General features: G+C 63.4%; 24 protein-coding genes. 15 read left to right on the top strand and 9 right to left on the bottom strand.

Features of this window, described 5'->3' with window-relative positions; genetic code table 11:
- Positions 1 to 18: 18 nt before the first annotated feature.
- A complete protein-coding gene (locus V8192_RS02980; RefSeq protein ID WP_341631563.1) occupies positions 19 to 996 on the top strand; it encodes a magnesium transporter CorA family protein in 978 nt (325 codons plus the stop codon).
- Positions 997 to 998: 2 nt separating this feature from the next.
- On the opposite strand, the gene V8192_RS02975 is transcribed toward V8192_RS02980, so the two are convergent.
- Entirely contained in the window at positions 999 to 1,193 is a 195-nt protein-coding gene (locus tag V8192_RS02975; protein ID WP_341631562.1) for a hypothetical protein, read from the bottom strand.
- 198 nt (positions 1,194 to 1,391) lie between these two features.
- On the opposite strand from V8192_RS02975, the gene acnA reads away from it, so the two are divergent.
- From acnA to V8192_RS02960, 3 genes are read left to right on the top strand one after another with little or no spacing between them, the layout of a single operon-like run.
- Positions 1,392 to 4,073, top strand: a complete 2,682-nt coding sequence (gene acnA / locus V8192_RS02970) for an aconitate hydratase AcnA (protein ID WP_341631561.1) — start codon at positions 1,392 to 1,394, stop codon at positions 4,071 to 4,073.
- Complete coding sequence (locus V8192_RS02965) at positions 4,070 to 4,342, top strand: CBU_0592 family membrane protein (RefSeq protein ID WP_341631560.1); 273 nt, start codon at positions 4,070 to 4,072, stop codon at positions 4,340 to 4,342. The genes acnA and V8192_RS02965 overlap by 4 nt, the downstream gene beginning before the upstream one ends.
- Positions 4,297 to 4,971, top strand: coding sequence for a cyclase family protein (locus tag V8192_RS02960; protein WP_341631559.1), 675 nt, complete (start codon positions 4,297 to 4,299; stop codon positions 4,969 to 4,971). Before V8192_RS02965 ends, V8192_RS02960 begins: the two co-directional genes overlap by 46 nt.
- Here V8192_RS02960 and ygfZ read toward each other — a convergent pair.
- Complete coding sequence (gene ygfZ / locus V8192_RS02955; RefSeq protein ID WP_341631558.1) at positions 4,953 to 5,666, bottom strand: CAF17-like 4Fe-4S cluster assembly/insertion protein YgfZ; 714 nt, start codon at positions 5,664 to 5,666, stop codon at positions 4,953 to 4,955. The two genes, V8192_RS02960 and ygfZ, sit on opposite strands and share 19 nt — an antisense overlap.
- 23 nt (positions 5,667 to 5,689) lie before the next feature.
- On the opposite strand from ygfZ, the gene pyrC reads away from it, so the two are divergent.
- A complete protein-coding gene (gene pyrC / locus V8192_RS02950; protein WP_341631557.1) occupies positions 5,690 to 6,712 on the top strand; it encodes a dihydroorotase in 1,023 nt (340 codons plus the stop codon).
- Here pyrC and V8192_RS02945 read toward each other — a convergent pair.
- The 4 genes from V8192_RS02945 to V8192_RS02930 all read right to left on the bottom strand — a co-directional run bounded on the left by V8192_RS02945 (position 6,709) and on the right by V8192_RS02930 (position 10,005).
- Positions 6,709 to 7,461 carry a Crp/Fnr family transcriptional regulator gene (locus tag V8192_RS02945; RefSeq protein ID WP_341631556.1) on the bottom strand — a complete coding sequence of 251 codons (753 nt, stop codon included), beginning with the start codon at positions 7,459 to 7,461 and terminating at the stop codon, positions 6,709 to 6,711. The genes pyrC and V8192_RS02945 overlap by 4 nt on opposite strands.
- Positions 7,462 to 7,550: 89 nt before the next feature.
- Entirely contained in the window at positions 7,551 to 8,483 is a 933-nt protein-coding gene (locus V8192_RS02940) for a Gfo/Idh/MocA family protein (RefSeq protein ID WP_341631555.1), read from the bottom strand.
- Positions 8,480 to 9,109 carry a 2-dehydro-3-deoxy-6-phosphogalactonate aldolase gene (locus V8192_RS02935; RefSeq protein ID WP_341631554.1) on the bottom strand — a complete coding sequence of 210 codons (630 nt, stop codon included), beginning with the start codon at positions 9,107 to 9,109 and terminating at the stop codon, positions 8,480 to 8,482. Before V8192_RS02935 ends, V8192_RS02940 begins: the two co-directional genes overlap by 4 nt.
- The gene (locus V8192_RS02930) at positions 9,106 to 10,005 is read right to left on the bottom strand and encodes a 2-dehydro-3-deoxygalactonokinase (protein ID WP_341631553.1); all 900 of its coding nucleotides are present in this window, start codon (positions 10,003 to 10,005) and stop codon (positions 9,106 to 9,108) included. The genes V8192_RS02935 and V8192_RS02930 overlap by 4 nt, the downstream gene beginning before the upstream one ends.
- Positions 10,006 to 10,133: 128 nt before the next feature.
- On the opposite strand from V8192_RS02930, the gene V8192_RS02925 reads away from it, so the two are divergent.
- Positions 10,134 to 11,417, top strand: coding sequence for a family 1 glycosylhydrolase (locus tag V8192_RS02925; protein WP_341631552.1), 1,284 nt, complete (start codon positions 10,134 to 10,136; stop codon positions 11,415 to 11,417).
- Entirely contained in the window at positions 11,414 to 12,562 is a 1,149-nt protein-coding gene (gene dgoD, locus V8192_RS02920; RefSeq protein WP_341631551.1) for a galactonate dehydratase, read from the top strand. The genes V8192_RS02925 and dgoD overlap by 4 nt, the downstream gene beginning before the upstream one ends.
- 15 nt (positions 12,563 to 12,577) lie before the next feature.
- Here the strand turns inward: dgoD and paaD are convergent, their stop codons facing one another.
- The gene (paaD, locus tag V8192_RS02915; RefSeq protein WP_341631550.1) at positions 12,578 to 13,027 is read right to left on the bottom strand and encodes a 1,2-phenylacetyl-CoA epoxidase subunit PaaD; all 450 of its coding nucleotides are present in this window, start codon (positions 13,025 to 13,027) and stop codon (positions 12,578 to 12,580) included.
- Positions 13,028 to 13,097: 70 nt separating this feature from the next.
- The gene (gene hppD, locus V8192_RS02910; RefSeq protein WP_341631549.1) at positions 13,098 to 14,186 is read right to left on the bottom strand and encodes a 4-hydroxyphenylpyruvate dioxygenase; all 1,089 of its coding nucleotides are present in this window, start codon (positions 14,184 to 14,186) and stop codon (positions 13,098 to 13,100) included.
- A gap of 65 nt (positions 14,187 to 14,251) precedes the next feature.
- On the opposite strand from hppD, the gene V8192_RS02905 reads away from it, so the two are divergent.
- Positions 14,252 to 14,503 carry a 4a-hydroxytetrahydrobiopterin dehydratase gene (locus tag V8192_RS02905; protein WP_341631548.1) on the top strand — a complete coding sequence of 84 codons (252 nt, stop codon included), beginning with the start codon at positions 14,252 to 14,254 and terminating at the stop codon, positions 14,501 to 14,503.
- Between the two features lie 586 nt (positions 14,504 to 15,089).
- Positions 15,090 to 15,860, top strand: coding sequence for a phenylalanine 4-monooxygenase (locus V8192_RS02900; protein ID WP_341631547.1), 771 nt, complete (start codon positions 15,090 to 15,092; stop codon positions 15,858 to 15,860).
- 2 nt (positions 15,861 to 15,862) lie between these two features.
- On the opposite strand, the gene V8192_RS02895 is transcribed toward V8192_RS02900, so the two are convergent.
- Positions 15,863 to 18,004, bottom strand: a complete 2,142-nt coding sequence (locus V8192_RS02895; RefSeq protein WP_341631546.1) for a prolyl oligopeptidase family serine peptidase — start codon at positions 18,002 to 18,004, stop codon at positions 15,863 to 15,865.
- Between the two features lie 73 nt (positions 18,005 to 18,077).
- Here V8192_RS02895 and V8192_RS02890 point away from each other — a divergent pair, with 73 nt between their 5' ends.
- The 6 genes from V8192_RS02890 (at position 18,078) to V8192_RS02865 (ending at position 23,707) form a co-directional block, all read left to right on the top strand.
- Complete coding sequence (locus tag V8192_RS02890; RefSeq protein WP_341631545.1) at positions 18,078 to 18,593, top strand: flavin reductase family protein; 516 nt, start codon at positions 18,078 to 18,080, stop codon at positions 18,591 to 18,593.
- Between the two features lie 20 nt (positions 18,594 to 18,613).
- Entirely contained in the window at positions 18,614 to 19,873 is a 1,260-nt protein-coding gene (serS, locus tag V8192_RS02885) for a serine--tRNA ligase (RefSeq protein WP_341631544.1), read from the top strand.
- A 29-nt stretch (positions 19,874 to 19,902) separates the two neighbouring features.
- Positions 19,903 to 20,616: an alpha/beta fold hydrolase gene (locus V8192_RS02880; protein WP_341631543.1), complete on the top strand. Its 714-nt coding sequence runs from the start codon at positions 19,903 to 19,905 to the stop codon at positions 20,614 to 20,616.
- A gap of 98 nt (positions 20,617 to 20,714) precedes the next feature.
- On the top strand, positions 20,715 to 21,491 hold the full coding sequence (locus V8192_RS02875) for an esterase/lipase family protein (protein ID WP_341631542.1): 777 nt from the start codon (positions 20,715 to 20,717) through the stop codon (positions 21,489 to 21,491).
- Between the two features lie 148 nt (positions 21,492 to 21,639).
- On the top strand, positions 21,640 to 22,245 hold the full coding sequence (locus V8192_RS02870; RefSeq protein WP_341631541.1) for an ImuA family protein: 606 nt from the start codon (positions 21,640 to 21,642) through the stop codon (positions 22,243 to 22,245).
- Positions 22,169 to 23,707 carry a DUF6504 family protein gene (locus V8192_RS02865; RefSeq protein ID WP_341631540.1) on the top strand — a complete coding sequence of 513 codons (1,539 nt, stop codon included), beginning with the start codon at positions 22,169 to 22,171 and terminating at the stop codon, positions 23,705 to 23,707. Before V8192_RS02870 ends, V8192_RS02865 begins: the two co-directional genes overlap by 77 nt.
- Positions 23,708 to 23,738: the final 31 nt, after the last annotated feature.

Here is a 23,738-nt window from a genome sequence, read left to right as displayed (position 1 = left end):
CGGCTGATCACGCCTCGCATGCTACGCGTTTACGGTCCTGGCTGTACTGGGGAAGTTGTCGAAGCCAAGCTCGACATGATCCCGGAGACCGCGACCTGGGTCGATCTCGAGGAGCCCACCGAAGAAGAAGAATCGCTGGTGGAGCGCTGCGTCCGTCTCGATGTTCCGACCGAGGACGAGATGGCAGAGATCGAGCCTTCCAGCCGTCTCTATGAGCGAAACGGCGCGCTCTACATGACCGTGAGCGTCCTCTACGGCGTGCTCGACGGAGACCCGCGAACGACGCCCATCAGCTTCGTTCTTACCGACAACCGGCTCGTCACGGTGCGCTATGCGACACCCAAGCCCATCCGCAGCTTCTCCGAACATGCCCGGCGCGACGGCCAGCTCGTGCGCGACGCCCCCACGGCGCTGGTCCGGATGCTGGATGCGATCATCGACCGCCTCGCTGACGAGCTCGAGGAAGTAACGCGCGACTTCGAGGAGCTGTCGTCGCAGATCTTCCACAAGGACGTCGACGAGCGGCGCATTCCCGCCGCGCGGCTGACGGCGCTGCTCACCCGGATCGGCCGTAGCCAGACCCTCCTAACCAAAATCCGCTATTCGGCGGTGAGCACGATCAGGATGCTGAGCTTCCTCTCGGGTGCCAACCGCTTCCACGAAGCCGAGCAGTCTGAGGTCAGGCACCACCTCACCAGCCTCAGCACCGATGTCACCTCGCTCAGCGAGCATGCGAGCTTCCTGTCGGACAATCTGACCTTCCTGCTCGATGCATCGCTCGGCCTCATCAGCATCGAGCAGAATGCGGCGATGAAGCTCTTCTCCTGGGCCGCGGTCGTGTTTCTGCCGCCGACGCTGATCGCGGGCATCTTCGGCATGAACTTTCGCTACATGCCCGAGCTCAACTGGCATTATGGCTATCCGCTTTCGCTCGCGGTCATGTTTGCGAGCGCGGTCTGCCCCTATCTTTATTTCAGGAAGCGCGGCTGGATCTGAGCCTAGGCAGGCTGCTCGAGCGGAATGGCGGGCCTGTCCTCGGCAGCGGCAAGGGCCTTTGCCCGGCGGCGCGCGAGCGCCGCATAGGCGAGCGCCAGTTCGCCTGCGATCTCGACTCGCTCCGGCTCGTCCTTTGAGCAGGCCGCTGCGCGCGCTTCGGCGGCCCGGCGGCGAAAATAATCCGTATCGCGAGTCACGCTGGCGCTCCCTTCCAAGTCGCTAACCAGACTTATTGCGGCTCCGAGACGAATGCGAGGGTGGCTGACGCCGTCCGGCGCAGTCCCCGTTCACTTTGGCGCAAGAATCTACTCTTGAGGCCAGAGTTTGCGGGGTTGTGAGCAGGTTGCTAAGCGCCCCCGCGTTCCCATCTAGAACATGGCCCCAGAAAGACAGCGATGATCCTCACCGGCAAGGACAGCCTCCACACCCGCGCAACGCTCGAAGCGGGGGGCAAGACCTATGCCTATTTTTCGCTGAAAAAGGCTGGCGAGGCCCTCGGCGACATTGCGCGTCTGCCTTTCTCGATGAAGGTCCTCCTCGAAAACCTGCTGCGCTTCGAAGACGGCGAGACGGTCACCCGCGACGACCTTCAGGCCATGGCCGACTGGCTCAAGGAACGGCGCATCAACCGGGAGATCCAGTACCGACCAGCGCGGGTGCTCATGCAGGACTTTACCGGTGTTCCGGCTGTCGTCGACCTTGCTGCCATGCGCGATGCGATGGCGCAGCTTGGCGGCGATCCGCAGAAGATCAATCCGCTGGTTCCGGTACACCTCGTCATCGACCACAGCGTAATGGTCGACGAATTCGGCAATCCCCGGGCCTTCGAGCGCAACGTCGCATTTGAATATCAGCGCAATGCCGAGCGCTACGAGTTCCTGAAGTGGGGAAGCCAAGCTTTCGACAATTTCAAGGTGGTGCCGCCCGGGACCGGCATCTGCCACCAGGTCAATCTCGAACATGTCTCCCAGGTCGTCTGGAGCGACGAGGACCAGAATGGCGACACCATCGCCTATCCGGACACGCTGGTGGGCACCGACAGTCACACGACCATGGTCAACGGCCTCGGCGTCCTTGGCTGGGGCGTCGGCGGAATCGAGGCAGAAGCGGCGATGCTTGGCCAGCCCGTCAGCATGCTCATTCCCGAAGTGGTCGGCTTCCGCCTCTCGGGCGAGCTGGCCGAAGGCATCACTGCCACGGATCTCGTGCTGACCGTGACCCAGATGCTCCGGCAGAAGGGCGTCGTCGGCCGGTTCGTCGAATTCTACGGTCCCGGTCTTGAAAACCTGCCGCTCGCCGACCGTGCAACGATCGGCAACATGGCGCCCGAATATGGCGCGACCTGCGGCTTCTTCCCGGTCGATGAGCGAACCATCGACTATCTGAAGCTTACCGGCCGCGATGAGGATCAGATCGCGCTCGTGCGTGCCTATGCCCAGGCGCAGGGACTGTGGCGCGACGCCTCCTCACCCGAGCCCTTGTTTACCGACACTCTGGAACTCGACATGGCCACCATCGAGCCCTCGCTCGCGGGCCCCAAGCGGCCCCAGGACCGGGTCCTGCTGAGCGAAGTGGACGAGAAGTTCAACCAGGACCTCGACGACACCTATCACAAGGGCGATGCACCGCGCGTTGCAGTCGAGGGCGAAAGCTTCGATTTCGGCAACGGCGACGTCGCCATCGCTGCGATCACGAGCTGCACGAATACGTCGAATCCTTCGGTCCTGATCGCGGCCGGCCTCGTCGCCCGGAAGGCGCGCGAGAAGGGTCTGACCGCCAAGCCCTGGGTCAAGACGAGCCTTGCGCCCGGAAGCCAGGTCGTCACCGACTATCTGAACGAGAGCGGCCTTCAGGAGGATCTGGATGCGCTCGGTTTCGACCTCGTGGGCTATGGCTGCACGACCTGCATCGGTAATTCCGGACCGCTACCGGAGCAGATCAGCAAAGCCATCAACGACAATGACCTCGTCGCGGTCAGCGTCCTCTCTGGCAACCGCAATTTCGAAGGACGGGTCTCGCCCGACTGCCGGGCCAATTATCTCGCTTCCCCGCCGCTTGTCGTTGCCTATGCGCTGAAGGGAACCGTGCGTTCCGACATGGTCAACGAGCCGATCGCCACGACGTCCAGCGGGGAGCCGGTCTACCTTAAGGACATCTGGCCGACCAACGCCGAGATCCGGACGCTGATCGATGCCCATGTGCATTCCGACATGTTCCGCCGCCGCTATGCCGACGTCTATCGCGGCGACGAACGCTGGCGGGCGATCGAGATCACCGGCGGCGAAACCTACAGCTGGCCGCCGCTGTCGACCTATATCCAGAATCCTCCCTATTTCACGGGCATGACCATGAAGCCGGCGCAGCTCATGGACATCGAGCGGGCCCGGCCGCTGGCGATCTTCGGCGATTCCATCACGACCGACCACATTTCGCCTGCAGGCGCAATCAAGCCGGACAGTCCTGCCGGACGTTATCTCCTCGAGCACGGGGTCAGCCGCGGGGAGTTCAACAGCTACGGTTCGAGGCGCGGCAACCACGAAGTGATGATGCGCGGCACGTTCGCGAACATCCGTATCCGCAACCGGATGCTCGACAATGTTGAAGGCGGCTTCACCAGATATGCACCCACGGGCGAGGTCATGCCGATCTATGATGCCGCCATGCTTTACAAGCAGGACGGCCGTCCGCTGGTCGTCATTGCGGGCAAGGAATATGGCACGGGAAGCTCGCGCGACTGGGCGGCGAAGGGTACCGTTCTCCTCGGCGTGCGCGCCGTCATCGCAGAAAGCTTCGAACGTATTCACCGTTCGAACCTCGTTGGAATGGGCGTTCTTCCGCTGCAGTTCCGCGACGGCGAGAATGCCGAGAGCCACGGCCTGACCGGCACCGAGAAATATACGATCGAGGGCATCGCAGAGCTGAAGCCGCGGCAGGACGTCGAAGTGAAGGTGACCCGTGACAGCGGCGAAGAGTTCAGCCTCACTGCGCGTTGCCGCATCGATACCTACAACGAACTCGAATATTTCCGCTCCGGCGGTATTCTTCACTATGTGCTGAGGCGGCTGGCCGCGGCGTGACGCCGATCCAGGTCGCAGTGGAGGTTGCCGGCTGGATTGGCGCCGCGCTGATCCTCTTTGCCTATCTGCTTGTGACGATAGGCCGCCTCACCGGCCAGTCGCTCGCGTTCCAGTGGATGAACCTCTTGGGCGCCCTCGGCTTCGTGATCAACGGCTGGTGGCACCAGGCGCTGCCCTCGGCATCGCTCAATGTCATTTGGATGCTGATCGCCGCCGTGGCATTGTGGCGACTGTGGAAGAGAAAAGGATCGTCGACCTCAGTCATGTGATCGAGGATGGCATGACCACCTATCCCGGCCTGCCGCCCCCACATATTTGCGACTTCTGGACGCGCGAGGCCTCCGCGCAGAACTATGACGACGGTTCGAGTTTCCAAATCGGGCGCATCGACATGGTCGCGAATACCGGAACCTACCTGGACGCGCCGTTCCATCGCTACGCCGAGGGTGCGGACCTTGCCGATCTTGGCCTTGGCTCCCTTGTGGGCCTCCCGGGAATCGTGGTGCGCCGGCCGTGGGAGGCCGGTCTCGCAACCGATGCTGCCGATCTTGAACGGTTGGACGTGCGCGGGAAGGCCGTGCTCGTCCATACCGGCTGGGACCGTCACTGGCGCAGCGACGGCTATGGCTCGGGCCATTCGTTCCTGACTGCCGGAGCGGCCGACTGGCTGGTCGAGAACGGAGCAGTGCTCGTCGGGATAGACAGCAACAACATCGACGATACGAGGCGGCGGGAAAGACCGGTGCACAGCAAGTTGCTGGCAGCCAATGTTCTTATCTGTGAACACATGACCGGCCTTGGCCGCTTGCCCGACGAGGGGTTCAGTTTTTCGGCGGTTCCCCCGAAGATCCGCGGCATGGGCACGTTTCCAGTGAGGGCCTATGCCGTCCTTGGCTGAGCAAGGGCGGACCGCAGCCACTCGGGGATGATCGCGTTGTCGGGAACTCCATCGACACGCGCGTGGACGACCGACAGGCCGATCTCGGGATATTCGATCCGCGATCGTCCGCCCCCCGGTCCCCGGGTCACGAACAGCCTCCGTGCGACCTTCTGCCGCCAGTTCATGCGCGCGGTGTTTTCCTGGCCAACGAAGCAGCCCTTAGTGAAGCTGACGCCGTTGAGCTCGGCCGCATTGCATTCGAGCCAAAGGACGTCGCCCAGTTCCGCTCGGCCTTCGCAAACGCCAAGGCCAAGCCGATGCTCGAGCCAACCTCGAGCTTCTTCGCCTTCCGGGGCAAGCCAGCGGCTGCCAAGTTGCGCGAGACGCGGATCGACGGTCCCCTTCTCCCCGTCCCTCGACCAGTGGACGGCAAGCGAGCAAACACGTTCGATCCTGATCGGCCGACGGAGACGATAGATACCGAGGCGTTTTACGAGATCGTCGGCAGCCACGGCCTCGCAATCGAGCAGCAGGTCCTCCCCCTCCGGCCACACCAAAAAATCGAACAGGCATTTGCCCTGGGGCGTCAGGAGTCCGGCCCACACCGGCAAGGACCCGGTGACGTCGCTCGTGACGAGGCCCTGGAGAAAGCCTCGCACATCCTCGCCGGAAAGGCGTACGACCGCGCGGTCAGTGAGGGTGGTGCTGCCCATGCGCCTTAGCTAGGGATCCGCTCGTGGCATCGCAAACGCTGACCATCCGCAAGCCCGACGACTGGCATGTGCATCTGCGCGACGGCGAAATGCTTCAGCGCGTCGCACCCTATACGTCACGGCAGTTCGCCCGCGCGATCGTGATGCCAAACCTCGTTCCGGCGATCACCTCGGTCGACGCCGCGCGGGCCTATCGCCAACGGATACTCGATGCAGCAACGCCGGCCTTCACGCCGCTGATGACCTGCTATCTCACGGACAGGACTGAGCCCGACGACATCGCGCGGGGGTTCGAAGAGGGCGTGTGGGTCGCGGCCAAGCTCTATCCGGCCGGGGCGACGACCAACAGCGCCTCGGGCGTCACCGAAATCCGGAACATCTATCCCGCGCTTACGCGGATGGAACTGCTGGGCATGGTGCTGTGCGTTCACGGCGAGGTCGTCGACCCCGACGTCGACGTGTTCGACCGCGAGGCCGTCTTCATCGAAAGGGTGCTGATCAGGCTTGCCAGGGATTTCCCGCGGCTGAAGATCGTCCTCGAGCACATCACGACCGAGGATGCCGTCGAGTTCGTCGCGCAGTCGGGCGAGAATATCGCAGCGACCGTGACGCCGCAGCATCTCATCATCAACCGCAATGCATTGTTCGCCGGCGGCCTCAGGCCCCATGCCTACTGCCTGCCTGTCGCCAAGCGTGAGCGACACCGGGTGGCGGTACGCAAGGCGGCGACTTCCGGTTCGCCCAAATTCTTCCTCGGAACCGACAGCGCCCCCCATACGCGAGGGGCCAAGGAAAGCGCCTGTGGCTGCGCGGGCATCTTCAACGCGCCGTTCGCCCTCGAAAGCTACGCCGGCGCGTTCGAGCAAGAAGGGGCGCTTGACCGGTTGGAGGGATTTGCCTCGGTGCACGGTGCAAATTTCTACGGAATGCCGCTCAACGAAACCTCAGTCACGCTGGAGCGCGGGGATAACCCGGTACCCGACGAGATCGAGGGCCTTGTGCCATTCCACGCGGGCGAGACGCTTCGGTGGCGCTTAAGAAGTTAGGCGCCGCCGATCCCGCCGCTGCCGATCACGGCGGCAAAATGCTCCTGCAGCCGCTCATAGCACTCGCATGACCGCCGCTTGAGGCCCGCCCGGTCGATCACGCGCACAGTCCCTCGCCCGGTAACGACAAGAGCTTCCGACGAAAACTCCTTGATCACTGCGTTCACCGTAGTTCGTTGCACGCCGAGCAGCCGGGCGAAAGCCTCCTGCGTCAGCTCAATGCGGTCGCCGGCACGATCCTGGGCATGAAGCAGCCAGCGGGCAGATCGCTGGGGGATCGAGTGAAACGCATTGCAGACTACCGACTGCATCACTTCCGCAAGAAGAAAGTCCGAGAAGCGGCAGAACAGATTGCCGATGAAATGGGAGCGGCTTTTTGCCTCTTCGAGCGAGTTCATCGGAACTTTGAAGGCGAACCCCGGGACCAAGACCTCGGCGCGGGAGTAAGCCGGCGCATGGCCGCAGCTGACGATGCCTCCCACGGCTCCTTCGCGACCTATCGAGGCGACTTCGGCAGTTCGTCCTCCGCTCAGTTCCACGGTCATCGAGATCATCGTCGGGCCGACCGGGAACAGGCTTGCACTCACCTGCTCACCGCGCTGAAGCACGATCTCGCCCGGCTCCAGTTCCACCATCTCTCCATAAGGCTCGATCAAGGCCCGCGCTTCGCGCGAGAAGGTGGAAAGGAGGCGGTTCCCCGTAAATGCCTCGTCGGCTCTCGTCAGTTCGTCGGTTGTCGTCTGTGCCACGTGATCCATCCTGTCGCCGGCACTGCTGTTTCGTTACGCGGGTGATCCGGCATTCGCGCAGACAATGCCCCGGAAGCGAAGTTGCTCCATCACATTGTGACAGGATCCACGCTCGTCCTTTGCGCGACGAGCATTGCGTCTGCGACCAGCCGGAAGGGGGCGACGTCAACGAGGCTGCTGCGCTCGTCAATCAAATCGAGGAAAGTTCGGTAAATATCGGGGTATTCACCTGGCCCGGTGTCCTTCTGCGGTTCGCCGTCGTTCAGTACCAGGGTCGTGCCGCCGTCTTCGAGACGAACGGTGTCCCCCTCTGCAGTCTCGATCGTAATGGTCCATTCCTCGCCCTCGCTGCGCCGCCAGTCGAGACTTGCGTGAAGCGGCCCATCGGCCTGCGGGCTCGAAAAAACCAGGTCCGCAGCAATCGGCGTCTGCGCATTTGCCGGCACCTGGAGCTGTGCCGACTGGACAAAGAGCGAACCTGGAAAGATCTTCGTCGCAATCGAAAGCGCGTTGATGCCGGGATCGAAAATGCCGAAGCCTCCCGGCTGCCAGATCCACTGCTGGCCCGGGTGCCACTTGTGGACGTCCTCGTGCCAGAGGATTTCCATCGACCTGATGCGCTTGCCGGCAAGGGCCTTTCGAGCTGCCTCGACGGTCGTGTGATGCTGCGCATGCCAGCTGGTGAAGAGACTGACCTGCTGCGCCTTCGCCAGGCCCTCCAGGTCCGCGATTTCTGCAAGCCCGGCCGTCGGGGGCTTCTCAAGAAGGCAATGAAGACCGCTAAGGACGCACTCCCGGGCAATCGCGAACCTTGGCTCGGGCGGAGTGGTGATCGCCACCGCCTCAAGCCCCTCCACGCTGCGGATCATTTCGCGCCAGTCCGTGAAGGTCCGCTCGACGCCCTGGCCGGAGCGGCTTGATGTCGCGGCGAGCTGGAAGCGGTCGTTAGCCCTTATCGAGGGGACGTGCTGGTCCTCGGCGATCTTGCCGTAGCCGATGATTGCGATCTCGATCGGTTTCACCGCCTCACTCCCGCGACGTAGGCGCGCCCCTTGTCGGCGGTCTCGGCGGCCGTCTGACCGGGCTTGTAGAGGCCGCTCCCAAGGCCGAAGCCCGTTGCTCCGGCCTCGATCCACGGCTGCATGTTATCGGGGTTGATGCCACCCACGATGATCATCGGCACGCCTTTCGGAATCACTGCAAGGTGCGCCTTGAGCATGGCCGGGCTCGCCCCTTCGGCCGGAAACAGCTTCAGTGCAGCCGCCCCCGCGCGGATTGCCGAAAAGGCTTCAGAGGGAGTGAAATAGCCGGGGCTCGCGACGAGGCCCGCTGCAGCGCTTGCAGCGATCACCTCGATATTCGTGTCAGGTGAGACGATGATCCGCCCGCCTGCCTCCTGGACCCGCGGCACATCGGTAGGATCAAGGACGGTACCAGCGCCGACCAGCATCCGCTCACCAAACCTCCTTGCAAGCTTTTCGATGCTCTGGAGCGGATTGGGGGAATTCAAAGGCACCTCGATGATGCGGATGCCGCCTTCGAATATGGCATCGCCGATCGCCTCCGCGACGTCCGGTGTCATGCCCCTCACGATCGCGATCAGCGGGCATTGGTCGAGATAGCGGTGCAGCAGGTCCCTGGCGCTCATGAAATTCTCCGGGCGATTTCCTTGATGCCGGCAAGGAAGCATTCTTCCCCGTCGAGCTCCACTGCGTGGCGTCCCTCCTGCGCGATCGCGGCCGCGTAGAGGTGCGTCAGCTCAGGCCGGCCGATGACGGTGACCTCGGCGGAGGTCGAGGTCGAAAGGCCGATCCGCACGTCCGTTCCGATCAGAAGCCCGCTCGTATAGGAAGCGGCATCCGTCGGCTTCGCCTCGCCCAGCAGAACCCGGGCCCTTACGGAAAAGAGCTCGGCTGGAAGCATTCCCTCGTCGCTGCCGAGGGAAACACCCTTCCTGAATGCGTCGTTCGCCCCGACCGTTCCCTGAAGGAGGTCTGAAAGGATGCTGTGGTCCTTGAGAAGGCTGAACAGCTCCCCCGTCATGACCGTTCGGAATTCGCTGATCTTGCCCTCGCGCAGCGTTGCCCACTTGTTGTGGGTGCCGGGATGGCAAACGAGGCCCATCGGGTCGACCATTCCCGCCGCGACCGCACCAAGGAGCTGAACCTCCTCGCCGCGCATGACGTCTGCGCGCTCGTCGGAAAGGTAGGACACACCTGGAACGATCGCCTCGCGCTGCCCGGCCCAAACCAGGCCCCGAGCAAGTTCATCAAGTCCGGCAGGGCAGGGCACGTAAGGCGCCTCGCGCCAGCCCCGGTTGGAGCCGATCATGCCGGCCAGCAGCAGCGGCAGGTCGCCCAGGCGCTGTCGGATCTCGGCGATCGCAGCCGGAAAGCCCCCTTCGACGACCGACAGGACGCCTTTGTGATCCTCGAATTCCTCCGTGCGCTTGCCGGACGAATCGATCCGGTAGGCGCGGCGATTGGTCGTGCCCCAATCGACCGCAATGAAACCATCTGCCCAGCGCATGCTTTTGTTGCTCATAGTGGAAAACCTCGCGAACGCGATCGCGGCTCCGAGGTTTCCTTTTCTGTGGGCGAGGCTATCGCTCGCGCAGCGCAAGCGCGGCCGAGTCCGCCAGGATCCGAGGAGATTGAACGATCGCTAACTTCATGTTCGCGACCGGGATCGAGAACAGCATCCCAACGATCAATCACGGCAAGACGCGCGTCGACGAGATGGAGGTCTGCGGGCATTACGAGCGCTGGCGCGAGGATTTCGACTGTGTCCAGGAAATCGGCATCAATTTCCTTCGTTACGGCCCGCCGATCCACAAGACATATCTTGGTCCCAACAAGTTCGACTGGGACTTCTCCGACATGGTCTTCGCGGAGCTGAAGAAGCGCGACATCACGCCGATCGTCGACCTTTGCCATTTCGGCGTTCCCGACTGGATCCAGAATTTCCAGAACCCCGATTTTCCGCGGCTGTTTGCGGACTATGCTGGCGAATTCGCGGAACGCTACCCCTGGGTTCAGCTCTTCACGCCCATCAACGAGATGTTCATCTGCGCAGTCTTCTCGGCCAAGTACGGCTGGTGGAACGAGCAGAAAAAGGACGACCGCTCTTTCGTCACTGCGCTCAAGCATCTGGTGAAGGCGAACGTCATGGGGATGATCGAGATCCTCAAGCGCCGCCACGACGCGATATTCATCCAGTCGGAATCATCGGAATATTATCATGCCGACTCGCCCGGCGCGATCGGCCGGGCCGAGGTCCTCAACCAGATGCGTTTCCTGTCGCTCGACCTCAATTATGGCCGGCGGGTGGATAGCGGCATGTACCAGTTCCTGCTCGATAACGGGATGAGCCGGGATGAATATGAGTGGTTCCTCAACCACCGGCTCAAGCAGCACTGCATCTTCGGCAATGACTATTACCAGCTGAACGAGCACAGGGTCTTTGCCGACGGCCATACGGTCGCTGCTGGCGAGACGTTCGGCTACGCCGAGATCACCAGGCAATATTACAACCGCTACCGGCTTCCGGTGATGCACACCGAAACCAACCTCTGGGAGGGGCCGCATGGCGACGAGGCCGTCAAATGGCTGTGGAAGGAATGGGCCAACGTTCTTCGCTTGCGCAACGTCGGCATCCCGACCGTCGGCTTCACCTGGTACAGCCTCACCGACCAGATTGACTGGGACACGGCGCTTCGCGAGCAGAACGGCAACGTCAATCCGCTCGGCCTCTTCGACCTCGACCGCAAGATCCGCAATGTCGGCAAGGCCTACAAGCAGCTGATTGCCGACTGGCGCAACGTCCTTCCCGCCTCAAGCGTCTGCCTCGTCGTCCCGATCAAGAAGATCAGCGAGCACCCGGACGAGGAAGACGACGACGCCGCGGGAAGGCGCCTGGGAGGAAGCGGTACCCAGGCCAAGAAGGCCGAAGTGTGACCCGGAAGATCGCCAGGATCGAGACGTTCGTCGTCCCGCCGCGATGGCTGTTCGTGCGCGTCGAGGACGAGGACGGTGCATTCGGCTGGGGCGAAGCGAGCCTCGAGGGCTGGGCCGAGGCGGTCGAGGGCGTGTTCGAAGCTTATCGCGATCGTTTCATCGGCACCGATCCTTTTGCAATCGAGGACATCTGGCAGGTCGGCTACCGCGGCGGTTTCTATCGCGGCGGAGCCGTGATCATGTCCGCTCTCTCTGGCCTGGAACAGGCACTGTGGGACCTCAAGGGGCGCGTGTTCGGGCTGCCGGTATGGGAGATGCTGGGAGGCAAGGTGCGCGACAAGGTCCGATCCTATGCGTGGATCGGGGGCGACCGGCCGCACGAGATCGGCGAAGCCGCCGCAGGGCGCAAGGCCCAGGGGTTTACGGCCGTGAAGATGAACGCCACGGCCGAGCTCGACTGGATCGGAACGAACCGGCATTTCGACGAAGTGGTGAGCCGGGTCGAGGCGGCGCAGGCCCAGGGGATGGACGTCGGCCTCGATTTCCACGGCCGAGTCCACCGACCCCTCGCAAAGCAGCTGGCCAAGGCGCTCGAGCCCCTTGGGCTCCTGTTCATCGAGGAGCCCCTGCTTTCGGAGAACATGGACGGCCTGCCCGAGATCGCGGCGCACACGACGACGCCGATTGCGCTGGGCGAGCGATTGTACGGCCGGTGGGAATTCAAGCCGTTTTTCGAGCAGGGCGCGGTCGATATCATCCAGCCCGATCTGAGCCATGCGGGAGGCATCCTCGAGGTGCGCAAGATTGCTGCAATGGCCGAAGCTTATGACATTGCGGTCGCACCGCATTGTCCGCTGGGACCGCTCGCGCTCGGAGCCTGTCTCCAGATTGGAGCCTGCACGCCCAACCATGCGATCCAGGAGATCAGCCTCGGGATCCATTACAACACGGGCGGCCACGACCTCCTGAATTTCTGCATCAACAAGGAAGCCCTGACACCGGTCGAGGGTTATCTGCCAATCCCCGAAGGCCCGGGACTTGGGATCGAAGTCGACGAAGCGGCCGTCCGCGAGGCCGACAAGGACCGGCATCGCTGGCGAAACCCCATTTTCCGGACGAAGGACGGCAGTTTCGCCGAGTGGTGAAGCGCGAACCCGCGCTCAATGGCACTTGAAACGTTCGAAGGGTTCGAGGCAGTCATTGCAGCGCCACTGCGCCTTGCAGGGCGTCGCGCCGAAACGGCTGACTTCTGCCGTGTCCGAGGAGCCGCACAGCGGGCATTCGGGCCGTGCAGCCGGGCTCGGCGGCGCGATTCCGTAGGTATGCAGACGCTCGCGCCCGCGCTGCGTGATCCAGTCCGTCGTCCAGGGAGGAAACAGCAGGCGCTCGATGTGCACTTGGGCAAATCCCGCCTTGTCGAGCGCTTGCCGGATCGAGGCTTCGATCGCGACCGTCGCCGGACAGCCGGTGTAGGTCGGGCTGATCAGCACGCGCGGCGGGTCATGGGCGAAGCCGCGGACGATTCCGAGGTCGGTGATCGTCAGCACCGGAATCTCGGGATCGGGAATCGTCTCGAGAACGGCCATGATCGCCGCTTCGTCGATCGTCATTTCCGCGACCCCACCCATGGCAAGAACCATTACACCCGTTCGCGGCCGATCGCGATTCCCCCCGTTTTCCTTAAAGAACGCCCCGGCGGACCTGGTCGAGTTCGATCGATTCGAACAGCGCCTTGAAGTTGCCCTCGCCGAAACCCTCGTTGCCCTTGCGCTGGATGATCTCGAAGAAGATCGGGCCAATGACGTTCTGGGTGAAGATCTGCAGCAGCAGGCCCTGTCCTTCGGTCGGAGCACCATCCATCAGGATGCGCCTTTTTTCGAGCTCGGGAATGCTTTCCCCATGGCCTTTGATGCGCTCCGGCAGGAGCTCGTAATAGGTGTCGGGCGTGTCCTGGAAGGGAATGCCGCGGCCGCGGATGATGTCGACGGCCCGGTAGATGTCCGAGGTCCCGAGCGCGATGTGCTGAATGCCCTCGCCCTTATACTCGCGCAAGAACTCCTCGATCTGGCTCTTGTCGTCCTGGCTTTCGTTGAGCGGGATCCGGATCTTGCCGCACGGGCTCGTCATGGCCTTCGAGAAAAGACCCGTCTGCTTGCCCTCGATGTCGAAGTAACGGATCTCGCGAAAGTTGAAGAGCCGCTCGTAGAAGTCCGCCCAGACGCTCATCCGGCCGCGGTTCACGTTGTGCGTCAGATGGTCGATGTAGGTGAGCTTGGAATCTGCCTCCGCCATCCGCTGCCGCCAGTCGGGATGGAAATCGAAGTCGATTTCGTAGATCGACCCCTTGTCGCCGTACCGGTCGACGAAGAACAGGCGCGAGCCGCCGATTCCCTCGATCGCCGGAATGGCGAGTTCTCCTGCGCCCTTCTTCACCTCGACGTTGCTCGCGCCAAGCTTCAGCGCGCGCTCGTGTGCGGCACGCGCATCGCTGACCCTGAACGCCATGGCACAGGCGCTTGGACCATGGTCCCTCGCATATTGCTCGGCGTAGGACCCCGGCTCGGCGTTGATGATGAAATTGCAGTCGGCCTGCTTGTGCAGAGTGACGTTCTTGCTCTTGTGCCGGGCAACCTCCGGGAAGCCCATGCGCGTGAAGAGCGAGCGGAGAAGCTCGATGTCCGGCGCGGTATATTCGACGAACTCGAAGCCGTCGGTCCCCATCGGGTTCTCGAGGCCAAGAATGGTCTTTTCGGCGGCCTTCGTGGCCATGGCTCCTCTCCTTCGCGGCCCACCTGCTCTTGCAACAGCTGCATTTCAAGGGCCACAAGGCATGTATGGATACGCCGGACGGTTGGACTCTCGATGAGGATGGCAAGGCCCTCGTCCGCAGCATGAAGTTCAAGGATTTCAGCGAAGCCTTCGGATTCCTGAGCCGCGTAGCGCTCCACGCCGAGAAAGTTGACCATCACCCCGAATTCACGAGCGTGTGGAATCGCATCGACTTTCGCCTGACGAGCCATGACGCCGGAGGCATTACGGAGCGGGACCTGGGGCTTGCCGAAGCGATCAACCGCCTACTGCGCTGATCTTCCCGGCGACGCTAGAAGGCCGCAATCGTCCACCAGACGCGAAAAATCGCCGCGGCAGAGCAGCCACGAAGAGTACCTTCGGGAAATACGGGCCCGGACGGGGACGTTCCCCCCCACCCGGCGCCCTGCCTATGAGAAGGCTAGTGCAAAGCCTGCGCCGACGACGGCTGCCGTCAGTACAAGGCCGATCGCAAGATTGCGCAGCGTGCCGCCGAGTGTCTGGTCGAACATTGATCCCTCTCCCCTGGATCTATTGTCGAGGCGAGCATGATAGGCACGGCGGTCTTTCCTGCCGAGGTGAAATGATGGCACGTCAGTGCCTTAGGATCGAAGCGGGGGATTATCAGCGCCGTGGATCTGGAAGGCGCCATTGATCGTTCATCGACTAAATGGAATAAGACCCGTCCGATGACCTCGTTGCTCGCCCTTGCCGTTATGTGCGCCGCTCCGGCTGCGCCGGCGAGCTATTATTATTTGCGGGAGGCTGAAACGAGCTGACACGCGCGTAGCGACAGTTCGACAGCCTCCGACCCCGCCAGAGCCCCGCTCGGCGGGTTTTTTATTGCCTCGAAAGGACATGCAGATGCTTCAGGAAAGAATAGACAGGGACCGGCCACTCGGCCGCTGGGAGGATTATGTCGTTCCCCAGTGCTGGGAGGCGTTCACCCCCGAGGACCACGAAGTCTGGGACCTGTTGTTCGCCCGTCAGGTCGAGCTGCTCGGATCACGGGTTGTCTCGGCCTTCTTCGATGGCATCGACCTACTGAAGCTCTCGCACCCTGGCGTACCGGACGTCGAGGGCCTTAACGCCATCCTCGAACCACGCACCGGCTGGCGAACCGTCGCCGTACCGGGGCTGGTCCCGGACGAGATTTTCTTCGCAATGCTCTCGGAACGGGTGTTCCCGGTCGGCAACTTCATCCGAACACGCGAGCAGCTCGACTATCTCGAGGCACCCGACTGCTTCCACGACATGTTCGGACACATCCCGATGCTCGCCCATCACGACTTTGCCGAAATGGCCCGGCACGTTGGAGAGCTCGGTGTTGCCGCAATTGCCGCGGGTGAGGGACATCGCGCAGCAAGGATCTACTGGCACAGTGTCGAGTTCGGCCTCGCGCGCGAAAACGGCGAGTTGAAAATCCTCGGCGCCGGTCTTGCCTCAAGCTTTGGGGAGGCCCACTTCAGCCTCGAGAGCAGGGACGTCGAACGGCTGCCCTTCTCGACGGCGCGCGCAGTCCACACGCCCTACCGGCACGACGCCTTCCAGCCTCGCTATCTCGTTTCCGCATCGCTCGACGAGATGATCGCCGAGGTACTGGCCCTCCTGCCGGAGCGCCTCCTCGCACTCTAGGCCTAAAGGCCCCTCTCGCCGCGCGGTCTTGCTTTTTGATCCTGCCGGGGAAGGACGAGGTTCAGGTAGACGGTCTCCAGCGCAACCCGCTGAGCATCCTCCTCGGGAACGATACCGGCAGCGTGGCCGCCCTCGATCGCCTCGTCGTAATAGAAGGGGTCGCCGCAATGCTCGAGCTTCGCTGCGAGCTTGCGTGCATGGCCTGGATGAACCCGGTCGTCGCGCGTCGAGGTGTAGATGAAGGGCGTCGGATATCTGATGCCGCACCTCAGCTTCTGATAGGGCGAATATTTGCTGATGAACGCCCAGTCGGCAGGCACGTCGGGATTTCCATATTCGCCCATCCACGAAGCGCCCGCGAGGAGGTGCGAGTAGCGCTTCATGTCAACGAGCGGCGAACCGATGATTGCTCCGCCCCAGAGATCCGGCCGCTCAGTGATCGCGACCGATGCCATGAGGCCCCCGTTCGACCGGCCCGAGACTGCAAGCCGCCCCTTCTGGGTCAGGTTGCGCGCGACAAGATCGTCGGCAACCGCGTAGAGATCGTCATAAGCCTTCTGGCGGTTCTCGCGGAGCACGGCATTGTGCCAGCTTGGTCCATACTCGCCCCCGCCGCGGATGTTGGCGAGGACGTAGGCGTTGCCCTCCTGCACCCAAAACAGCGCGAGCGGGCCCGAACGGTAGGGCTCGTGGACCAGATATGTCGGCGTCTGGGCAAGCTCGAAACCGCCATAGGCGTGCATCAGTACGCCGACCGGCCCAGTCACGTCCTTCCGGTGGACCAGGAAATAAGGGATCCTCGTTCCGTCAGACGAGGTCGCGAAATGCTGTTCGACGACCATGTTCGAAGCGTCGAATTGTGCGGGCAGCGCCTGGATGGCGGTAGGAGGCGCCGAAGGCTCGATCCGGAAGAGGGTCGGCGGAGTCAGCATGCCTTCGACGGTCGCGAAGGCGAGATCCGAGTTGGACGCCGCCGCGTTGAGGTGAACCGTCGACTTGTCCGGAAGCGCGATAGAAGTGCTGCTCCAGCTGCCGTCGGCGGCACGGCCGAGAACAATGAGCCGTCCCGACACGTCGTCGAGAATTTTAGCCCACAGCCTCGACTTGCTCGCCGACACTTCTTCGACCGCCTGGTGCCCGTTGGGAAGGAAGACGGCCTCGATTGCAGGCGCCTTGCCAGAAAGGAGGTCCGGGATCGAATAGGCGACAAGAGCGCCCGCAGGATGCCCCCGCCATGGCGTCTTGAGGGACGCGATGACACGTCCGTCGAGCACGTCGACGATATCGGCATCGTCGGGCAGCAGTGTCGGGACAAGGCGCCCGTCGGGGGCAATATGACTGACTTTGCGATGATAGAAATCGACGCCGCGGGTGACGAACTGCCAGGTGCGATCGCCATCGACCCGGCTCGTCGCGTTGACGGAAACGTCAGTCTTCGCGCCTTCGGCGAGCATCCTTGCAGCGGATAGCGGAGTCCCGCGCCGCCACAGCTTCACGATACGGGGATAGCCTGAGTCGGTAAGCGTTCCAGGGCCGAAATCCGTGCCGACGAAGACCGCGTCCGGACCTGCCCAGGAGACGTCGGTCTTGGCATTGGGGATCGCGAAGCCGCCGGCAACGAATGAACCCTTGTCGAGGTCAAACTCGCGCACCTCGACCGCGTCGCCCCCGCCGTTGGAGAGGCTCACCATGCAGTCGGCATAGGCGGGTGAGAGGCAGGTCGCGCCCTTGAACACCCACTTCTTGCTGTCGGCCTTGCTCATCGCGTCGATGTCGAGAAGCGTGCGCCATTGCGGCCGACCCGAAGCGAAGTCGGCAAGCGGGGAAACTCGCCACAACCCGCGCGGATGTTGCTCGTCCTGCCAAAAGTTGAGGACCTTGTTGCCAAGGACCTGGTCAGGCTCGGCGATCTTCTGGTTGGTCGACAGGAGGGCGAGCGCCCTGGCACGGTAATCGGCAAAGCCGGGCTGCTTCTCAAGGGCAGCGACGGTCTTGGCGTTCCACTGCTTCACCGTGGCGAGGGCGCGTGCGCCATCGACCTGTTCCAAAAAGAGGTTGGGATCGGCCGCCACCGGGGCGGAAGCGGCAGGCGCGGACGCGAGCGTGATCGCCCCGACCAGAAATACTGCGACCAATCGGCTCATCAATTCTCCCTCCTCGTCATTGTTACCCGCTATCGCGCCTCGCAATGGCAGTCGAGGGCGCTATAGCCCCGTCATGGCCGACCTGCCGGACAAGGGCGAATATCGAAGCGGGCACGACCCCAGCACGTTGCGGGACGCGCTTGGCTGCTTTGCAACGGGCGTTACCGTGGTGACCTGTCTCGACGATGAGGCTCGGCCCGCGGGCCTCACGGTCAACAGCTTCACGTCGGTATCGCTCGACCCGCCCTTGCTGCTCGTCTGCCTTGCGAAAACCGCGGTGAGCGCGCCGGCGCTCACCAAAGCGCCCTTCTTTGCGATCAATGTGCTCCAGACGAGGCAGCAGCCGGCGTCCATCCGCTTTTCGACGCGTGATGAAGACCGGTTCGGCGCCACGCCATGGTCATGCGGCGAGGCGGGGGCGCCGATCCTTGAAGAATCGCTGGGTGTGTTCGAATGTGAGCGGTTCGCAGTCTATGACGGAGGAGACCATCACATTCTCGTCGGACGGGTCGTGAAGGCGAGCTTCGACGCGGCCCTCGACCCGCTCCTCTATTTCCGCGGCCGCTACCGCCGGTTGCACTTCGACTAGCTTGCGCTAGGCACGCTGCCATGCTGGCACTGGATTACGTCAAGGCGCATCGGGAGACTGTCGAGCGGGCAATCCGCGACAAGGGGGTCCGCCTGAACCTCGATGAATTGCTGTCGCTGGACACGCGGGTTCGCGCGCTCAAGACCGAGATCGACACGCTTCGTGCGGAACGCAATGCCATCAGCGCCCAGTTCCCGAAGGCTGCGGCGGCGGACAAGGCCGCCCTCGGTCAAAAGGCCAAGGAGGCCGGGACGCGGGCGACGCGGCTCGAGGAAGAGCTGACGGGCGAGGAAGCGGCTCTGAAGGAGCTGATGCTCCAGCTTCCGGGCATTCCCTTCGAGGGCGCGCCGGTCGGGCCGGACGAGAGCTATAACCAGGTCGTCCGCCTTGTCGGGGAGCCGCCCAAGTTCAACTTCCAGCCGCTCGACCACGTGGCCTTGATCGAGAAGAACGACTGGGCCGAGCTGTCGCGCGTCACGCAGGTTTCGGGCAGTCGAACCTATTGCCTCAAGGGCGCGCTCGCGCTGCTCGAGACCAAGTTGATGGCCTGGGCGCTCGAACAGATCGCGGCCGCCGGCTTCACGCCCATCACCGTTCCCGCGATCGCCCGGGAACAGGCGTTCCTCAACCAGGGCCAGTTTCCCGGTCACAAGGAAGAGACGTACGAGCTGCCCAACGACGACCTGTGGCTGGCAGGAACGGCCGAAGTGGTGCTGACCTCGCTTCATTCCGGCGAGATCATCGAAAATGACAAGTTGCCTATACTCTATGCGGGCTATTCGCCCTGCTTCCGCCGCGAGGCCGGGAGCGCCGGCAAGGACGTGCGCGGGCTGCTACGGGTCCATCAGTTCGTGAAGGTCGAACAATATGTCGTGTGCGAGGCCGATGACGCGAAGTCGGCCGAATGGCATGCACGCCTGCTCGAACTTGCCGAGACACTCCTCGGCGAACTGGAAATTCCCTACCAGGTCATCGAGACCTCGACCGGCGACATGGGCCTTGGCAAGTACCGCATGAACGACATCGAGAGCTGGGTGCCGAGCCTTGGCAAGTATCGCGAAACTCACAGTTGTTCGACGCTTCACGACTGGCAGGCTCGCCGTGCGAACATCCGCTACCGGGACAGCGGCGGCAAGGTGCGGTTCGCCCACACTCTCAACAATACGGCACTCGCCTCGCCCCGGATCCTCGTCCCATTATTGGAAAACCATCAGACTGCGGATGGACGAGTGAGGCTCCCAAGGGCCATGGAACGGCTGATGGGAAGAGAATTCCTTTGAGCAGCAGCGCACCCGCTTCCTCCGAGGGGATGAAGCGCGCGGTGCAGCCCCAATGGGAAGGCGACGACGCTCCGCCCCTTCACGGAAACTGGCACGAGATCGCGTGGAACATCGGGAGGATGCTCGGCACCTTCCGGAAGCGCGGGCCGCGCGGCCCTCTCGACGGCCAGCCGGTGTTGGTGATCCCGGGCTTCCTCTGCAGCGACCAGACCACCTTCTCGCTGAGGCGGGAACTGGCCCGTGCCGGATTTCGCGTCCACGGCTGGAAGCAGGGCTTCAATCTCGGCGCAAAACCCGACACCATCGAGAAGCTTGCGGAGCGGATCGACGGGCTCGGGCACGAGCGGCCGATCGTCATCGTCGGCTGGAGCCTGGGCGGCCTCTTCGGCCGTGAATATGCCCGCTATCACCCCGACCGCGTGAGAGCCGTCGTCACCCTCGGATCGCCATTCTCCGGCGACCCGCGCCAAAACAGGGTGTGGCCACTCTATGAGAGGGTCGCTGGGCACCGGGTCGACGATCCGCCGCTGCCAAGGATCACCGACAAGCCGCCCGTCCCTCACCTCGCACTGTGGTCGCGGCGCGACGGATTGATTGCGCCGCGGGCGGCCCGCGGCCTCGACGATGAGCGCGACAAGGAAGTCGAACTCGACTGCCATCACATGGCATTTGGAATTTCCAGGCGCGCCGCGCGCGATGTGGCTCGCGAAGTCCGATCATTCCTCGAGGAGCTTCCCGCCTGACGGGCGCGGGAATTGTCGAATTTACCAAAAAGAGACAGTGAAACAGGGGCTTATTGTTTCACCCGCGCAAAGACGCCATGTTCATTAGCGTGAAATGGGTGCGTACCGCGGATGCCGGAACGGCCGGCACGGTTCATCCGGACGAGGTTGCTCCTCCGGGCTGGCACCGGATGCGCGAGATGGCCTGGCACCTGCCCCGGATGCTTGCAGGCCTTGGCCCCGTGGGCCCTCGAGGCCCGGAGGACGGGCCGCCGGCACTCGTCCTCCCGGGTTTCCTAGCCAGCGACCGGACGACCATGGACATGCGCCGCGCGCTCGCTCGGGCGGGGTGGCGCGTTTATCCGTGGGGCCTCGGGGTAAATCTCGGGGCGAAAACGGACTCGATGGAGCTCCTCAGCGCCAGGCTCGACGAGATCTACGATGGTCGGCCGGTGCTGATTGTCGGCTGGAGCTTGGGCGGCATGTTCGCCCGCGAGCTCGCCCACCGTCATCCCGGGAAGGTCCGGGCCGTCGCGACTTTGTGCTCGCCCTTTTCGGGCGACTACAAGACCAACACCAATGTCCGCGAACTTTATGAGCGCATTGCCGGGCATGACGTGAATGAGCCGCCGTTCGCGCGCTCGGAGGGTAAGCCGCCAGTGCCTACTCTGGCTTTCTGGTCGCGGCGCGACGGAATCGTTGCGGCACGGGCAGCGCGGGGGCTCGACCATGAGATCGACCGCGCGGTCGAGATCGACACCTATCACGTCGGCGCGGTGCTGTGGCGGCCCGCGCTCGTGCGCATCGTTACCGAGATCAAGGAGTTCCTGCGCGAAACCGAAGGCAGGGCGCCCGTTCGAAGCGCAGCGAGTCGCACCATTGACTCTGGTCATTGAGTCGCGAGAAAAAGAACAAAAGTAGAACGAAAACGTTGTGAGTCGTGTGGCAAGAGCCCTATCTCTGGTCGCCGGCGGAGCCGTCTCTTCACGCTCCGAACCGGCTGAACTGCGCGCCTGCCCGGGAAGGGCAGGTGAAGTCTGGCGCTTGCCTGTACCTTCCGGCCCAACTCTTTCCGAGCTGTTCTCGAGCCATCCGCGCGACGGCGGCTGGATGCAGTTCCTGCTGGCCCAGCTTCCAGCCGGCAAGCCCGTGCTGTGGGTGCAGGATCGCATGGCGATCCTGGAGAGCGGGCGCATCTACCCGCCAGGACTTCCCGCGGATGATCTCATCCACGTCGAGGCGCGCGAGGCAAGAGATGCGCTGTGGGCGATGGAGGAAGGGGTAAGATGCTCCTGCCTCTCGGCCGTGATCGGCGAACTGTGGGGAGATCCACGTGCGCTCGACTTCACTGCAACCCGGCGCCTTGCGGTCGCGTCGGAACGCAGCGGTACTCCCTGCTGGCTTGTCCGGCTTGGTGGCAATGCGAACCTCAGCGGCGCAAGGATGCGCTGGCGGATCGCAAGCGCGCCGTCACTGATCAACGAACTCGATCCTCGCGCATCGGGAACGCCCGCCTGGAATGCCGAATTATTCCGGGCACGTGGCACGCCGCCCGGCTGCTGGAGCATCGCTCATGAAGCGGGTGTGTTCCATCTGGTTACCGGAACTGGCAATCGAACGATGGGCGAGTTCGAGCGACTACGCGCCTGAAGCGCCGGTCGTTCTCACGATCGAGGGTGCCCATGGTCCCGTCATCCATTCGGTCACGAGGGCCGCCGCTGAACGCGGCGCAAGAGCCGGTGCCCGCCTTACCGATGCAAGGGCGCTCGAGCCCGGACTGATCGCCGTTCCTGCCGATCCTGAAGGTGATGCCGGGTTCGTGCAGCGCCTCGTGAAATGGGCCGGCCGCTGGTCCCCGCTGGTTGAAGTCGACGGAGAGGGAATGAGGCTCGACGTCAGCGGCGTTGGGCACTTGTTCGCGGGGGAGCGCAACCTCGTGCGCGATATCAAGCAGCGCTTCTCTCGGCTTGGAGTGAACTCTCGAGTAGCAATTGCACCCACGGCCGGGGCTGCGTGGGCGCTCAGCCACTTTGGCCGGTCATCTGCCATTGTCGTTCCGGTAGAGACCGGCGTGGACGGGGAACTTGATTGGCATGACGAATTAATTCCGCTTCACATATCGGCGTTGCGACTGGACGCAGACACGGTTCGGACGCTCGAACGGCTCGGCCTCAAGACCATCGGCGCCCTGCTGGGCCTTCCCCGGCTCGCGCTGGCACGCCGATTCCGGGGCGCCGAGGATGTCATCGATGCGCTCGATCGGATGCTCGGTCGCAAGCACGAACCGCTGACATCCACATCGGTTGATCCCCCGCCTCGCGCCTTGTTCAAGCTTGAAGAGCCTGCAACGCATCACGATGCCGCGAGCCAGGCACTCGAACGGCTGGTTCCAGATCTCGTCGATCAGCTTCAGCAGCGCCAGCTCGGGGTACGGCAGATGTCGCTCAGCGGCTATCGCGTCGACGGGAGCATTGCCCTTGCTTCGGTTGCGACCACGATTGCGAGCCGCGAACCCAAGCACCTCCGGCGCCTGCTCGCCGCCAAGGCTGCAGCCCTCGACCCGCAATTCGGTTTCGACGCCTTCGCGCTGAGGGCCGATTGGACGGAGGCGGTGGACGCTGCGCAGGACAGCCTAGTCGAACTGCCTTCGGGCGAGCGGGAGGTTGCACGGCTGGTGGACCGGCTGACAGTGAAGCTCGGCACCAGGGCAGTGCGGCGACCACATCCAAAGCAAAGTCATTTGCCCGAACGAGCCAGCGGATGGGGTGCGGCCGTCGACCCGCTCCCGCCATCCGCCGAGACCCGCTGTCAAGACAGAGATCGTCCCCAGCGCCTGCTTGACCGGCCGGAAGCGATCGACGTCATCTATGCGACGCCCGAAGGCATGCCGCGGCGGTTCATCTGGCGACGCGCGGTGCATGACATTGCCCGCGTCGAAGGCCCTGAACGCATCGCGCCGGAATGGTGGCGCCAACCCTCTTCGAGCCGGCTGCGCGATTATTACCGGGTCGAGGATGCGCAGGGGCGCCGCTACTGGATCTACCGCGACGGCCTCATCGGTGATGGACGCGGCAGCGTGCCCATCTGGTTCATCCACGGACTGTTCGGCTGATGCCCGAGAAGGTCGGTTTCTCGCGCATGAA

It is taken from the genome of Sphingomonas agri (assembly GCF_038148795.1).
GTDB classification, from domain to species: Bacteria; Pseudomonadota; Alphaproteobacteria; order Sphingomonadales; family Sphingomonadaceae; genus Sphingomicrobium; species Sphingomicrobium agri.
This window is presented reverse-complemented; position numbering and strand designations above follow the sequence as displayed.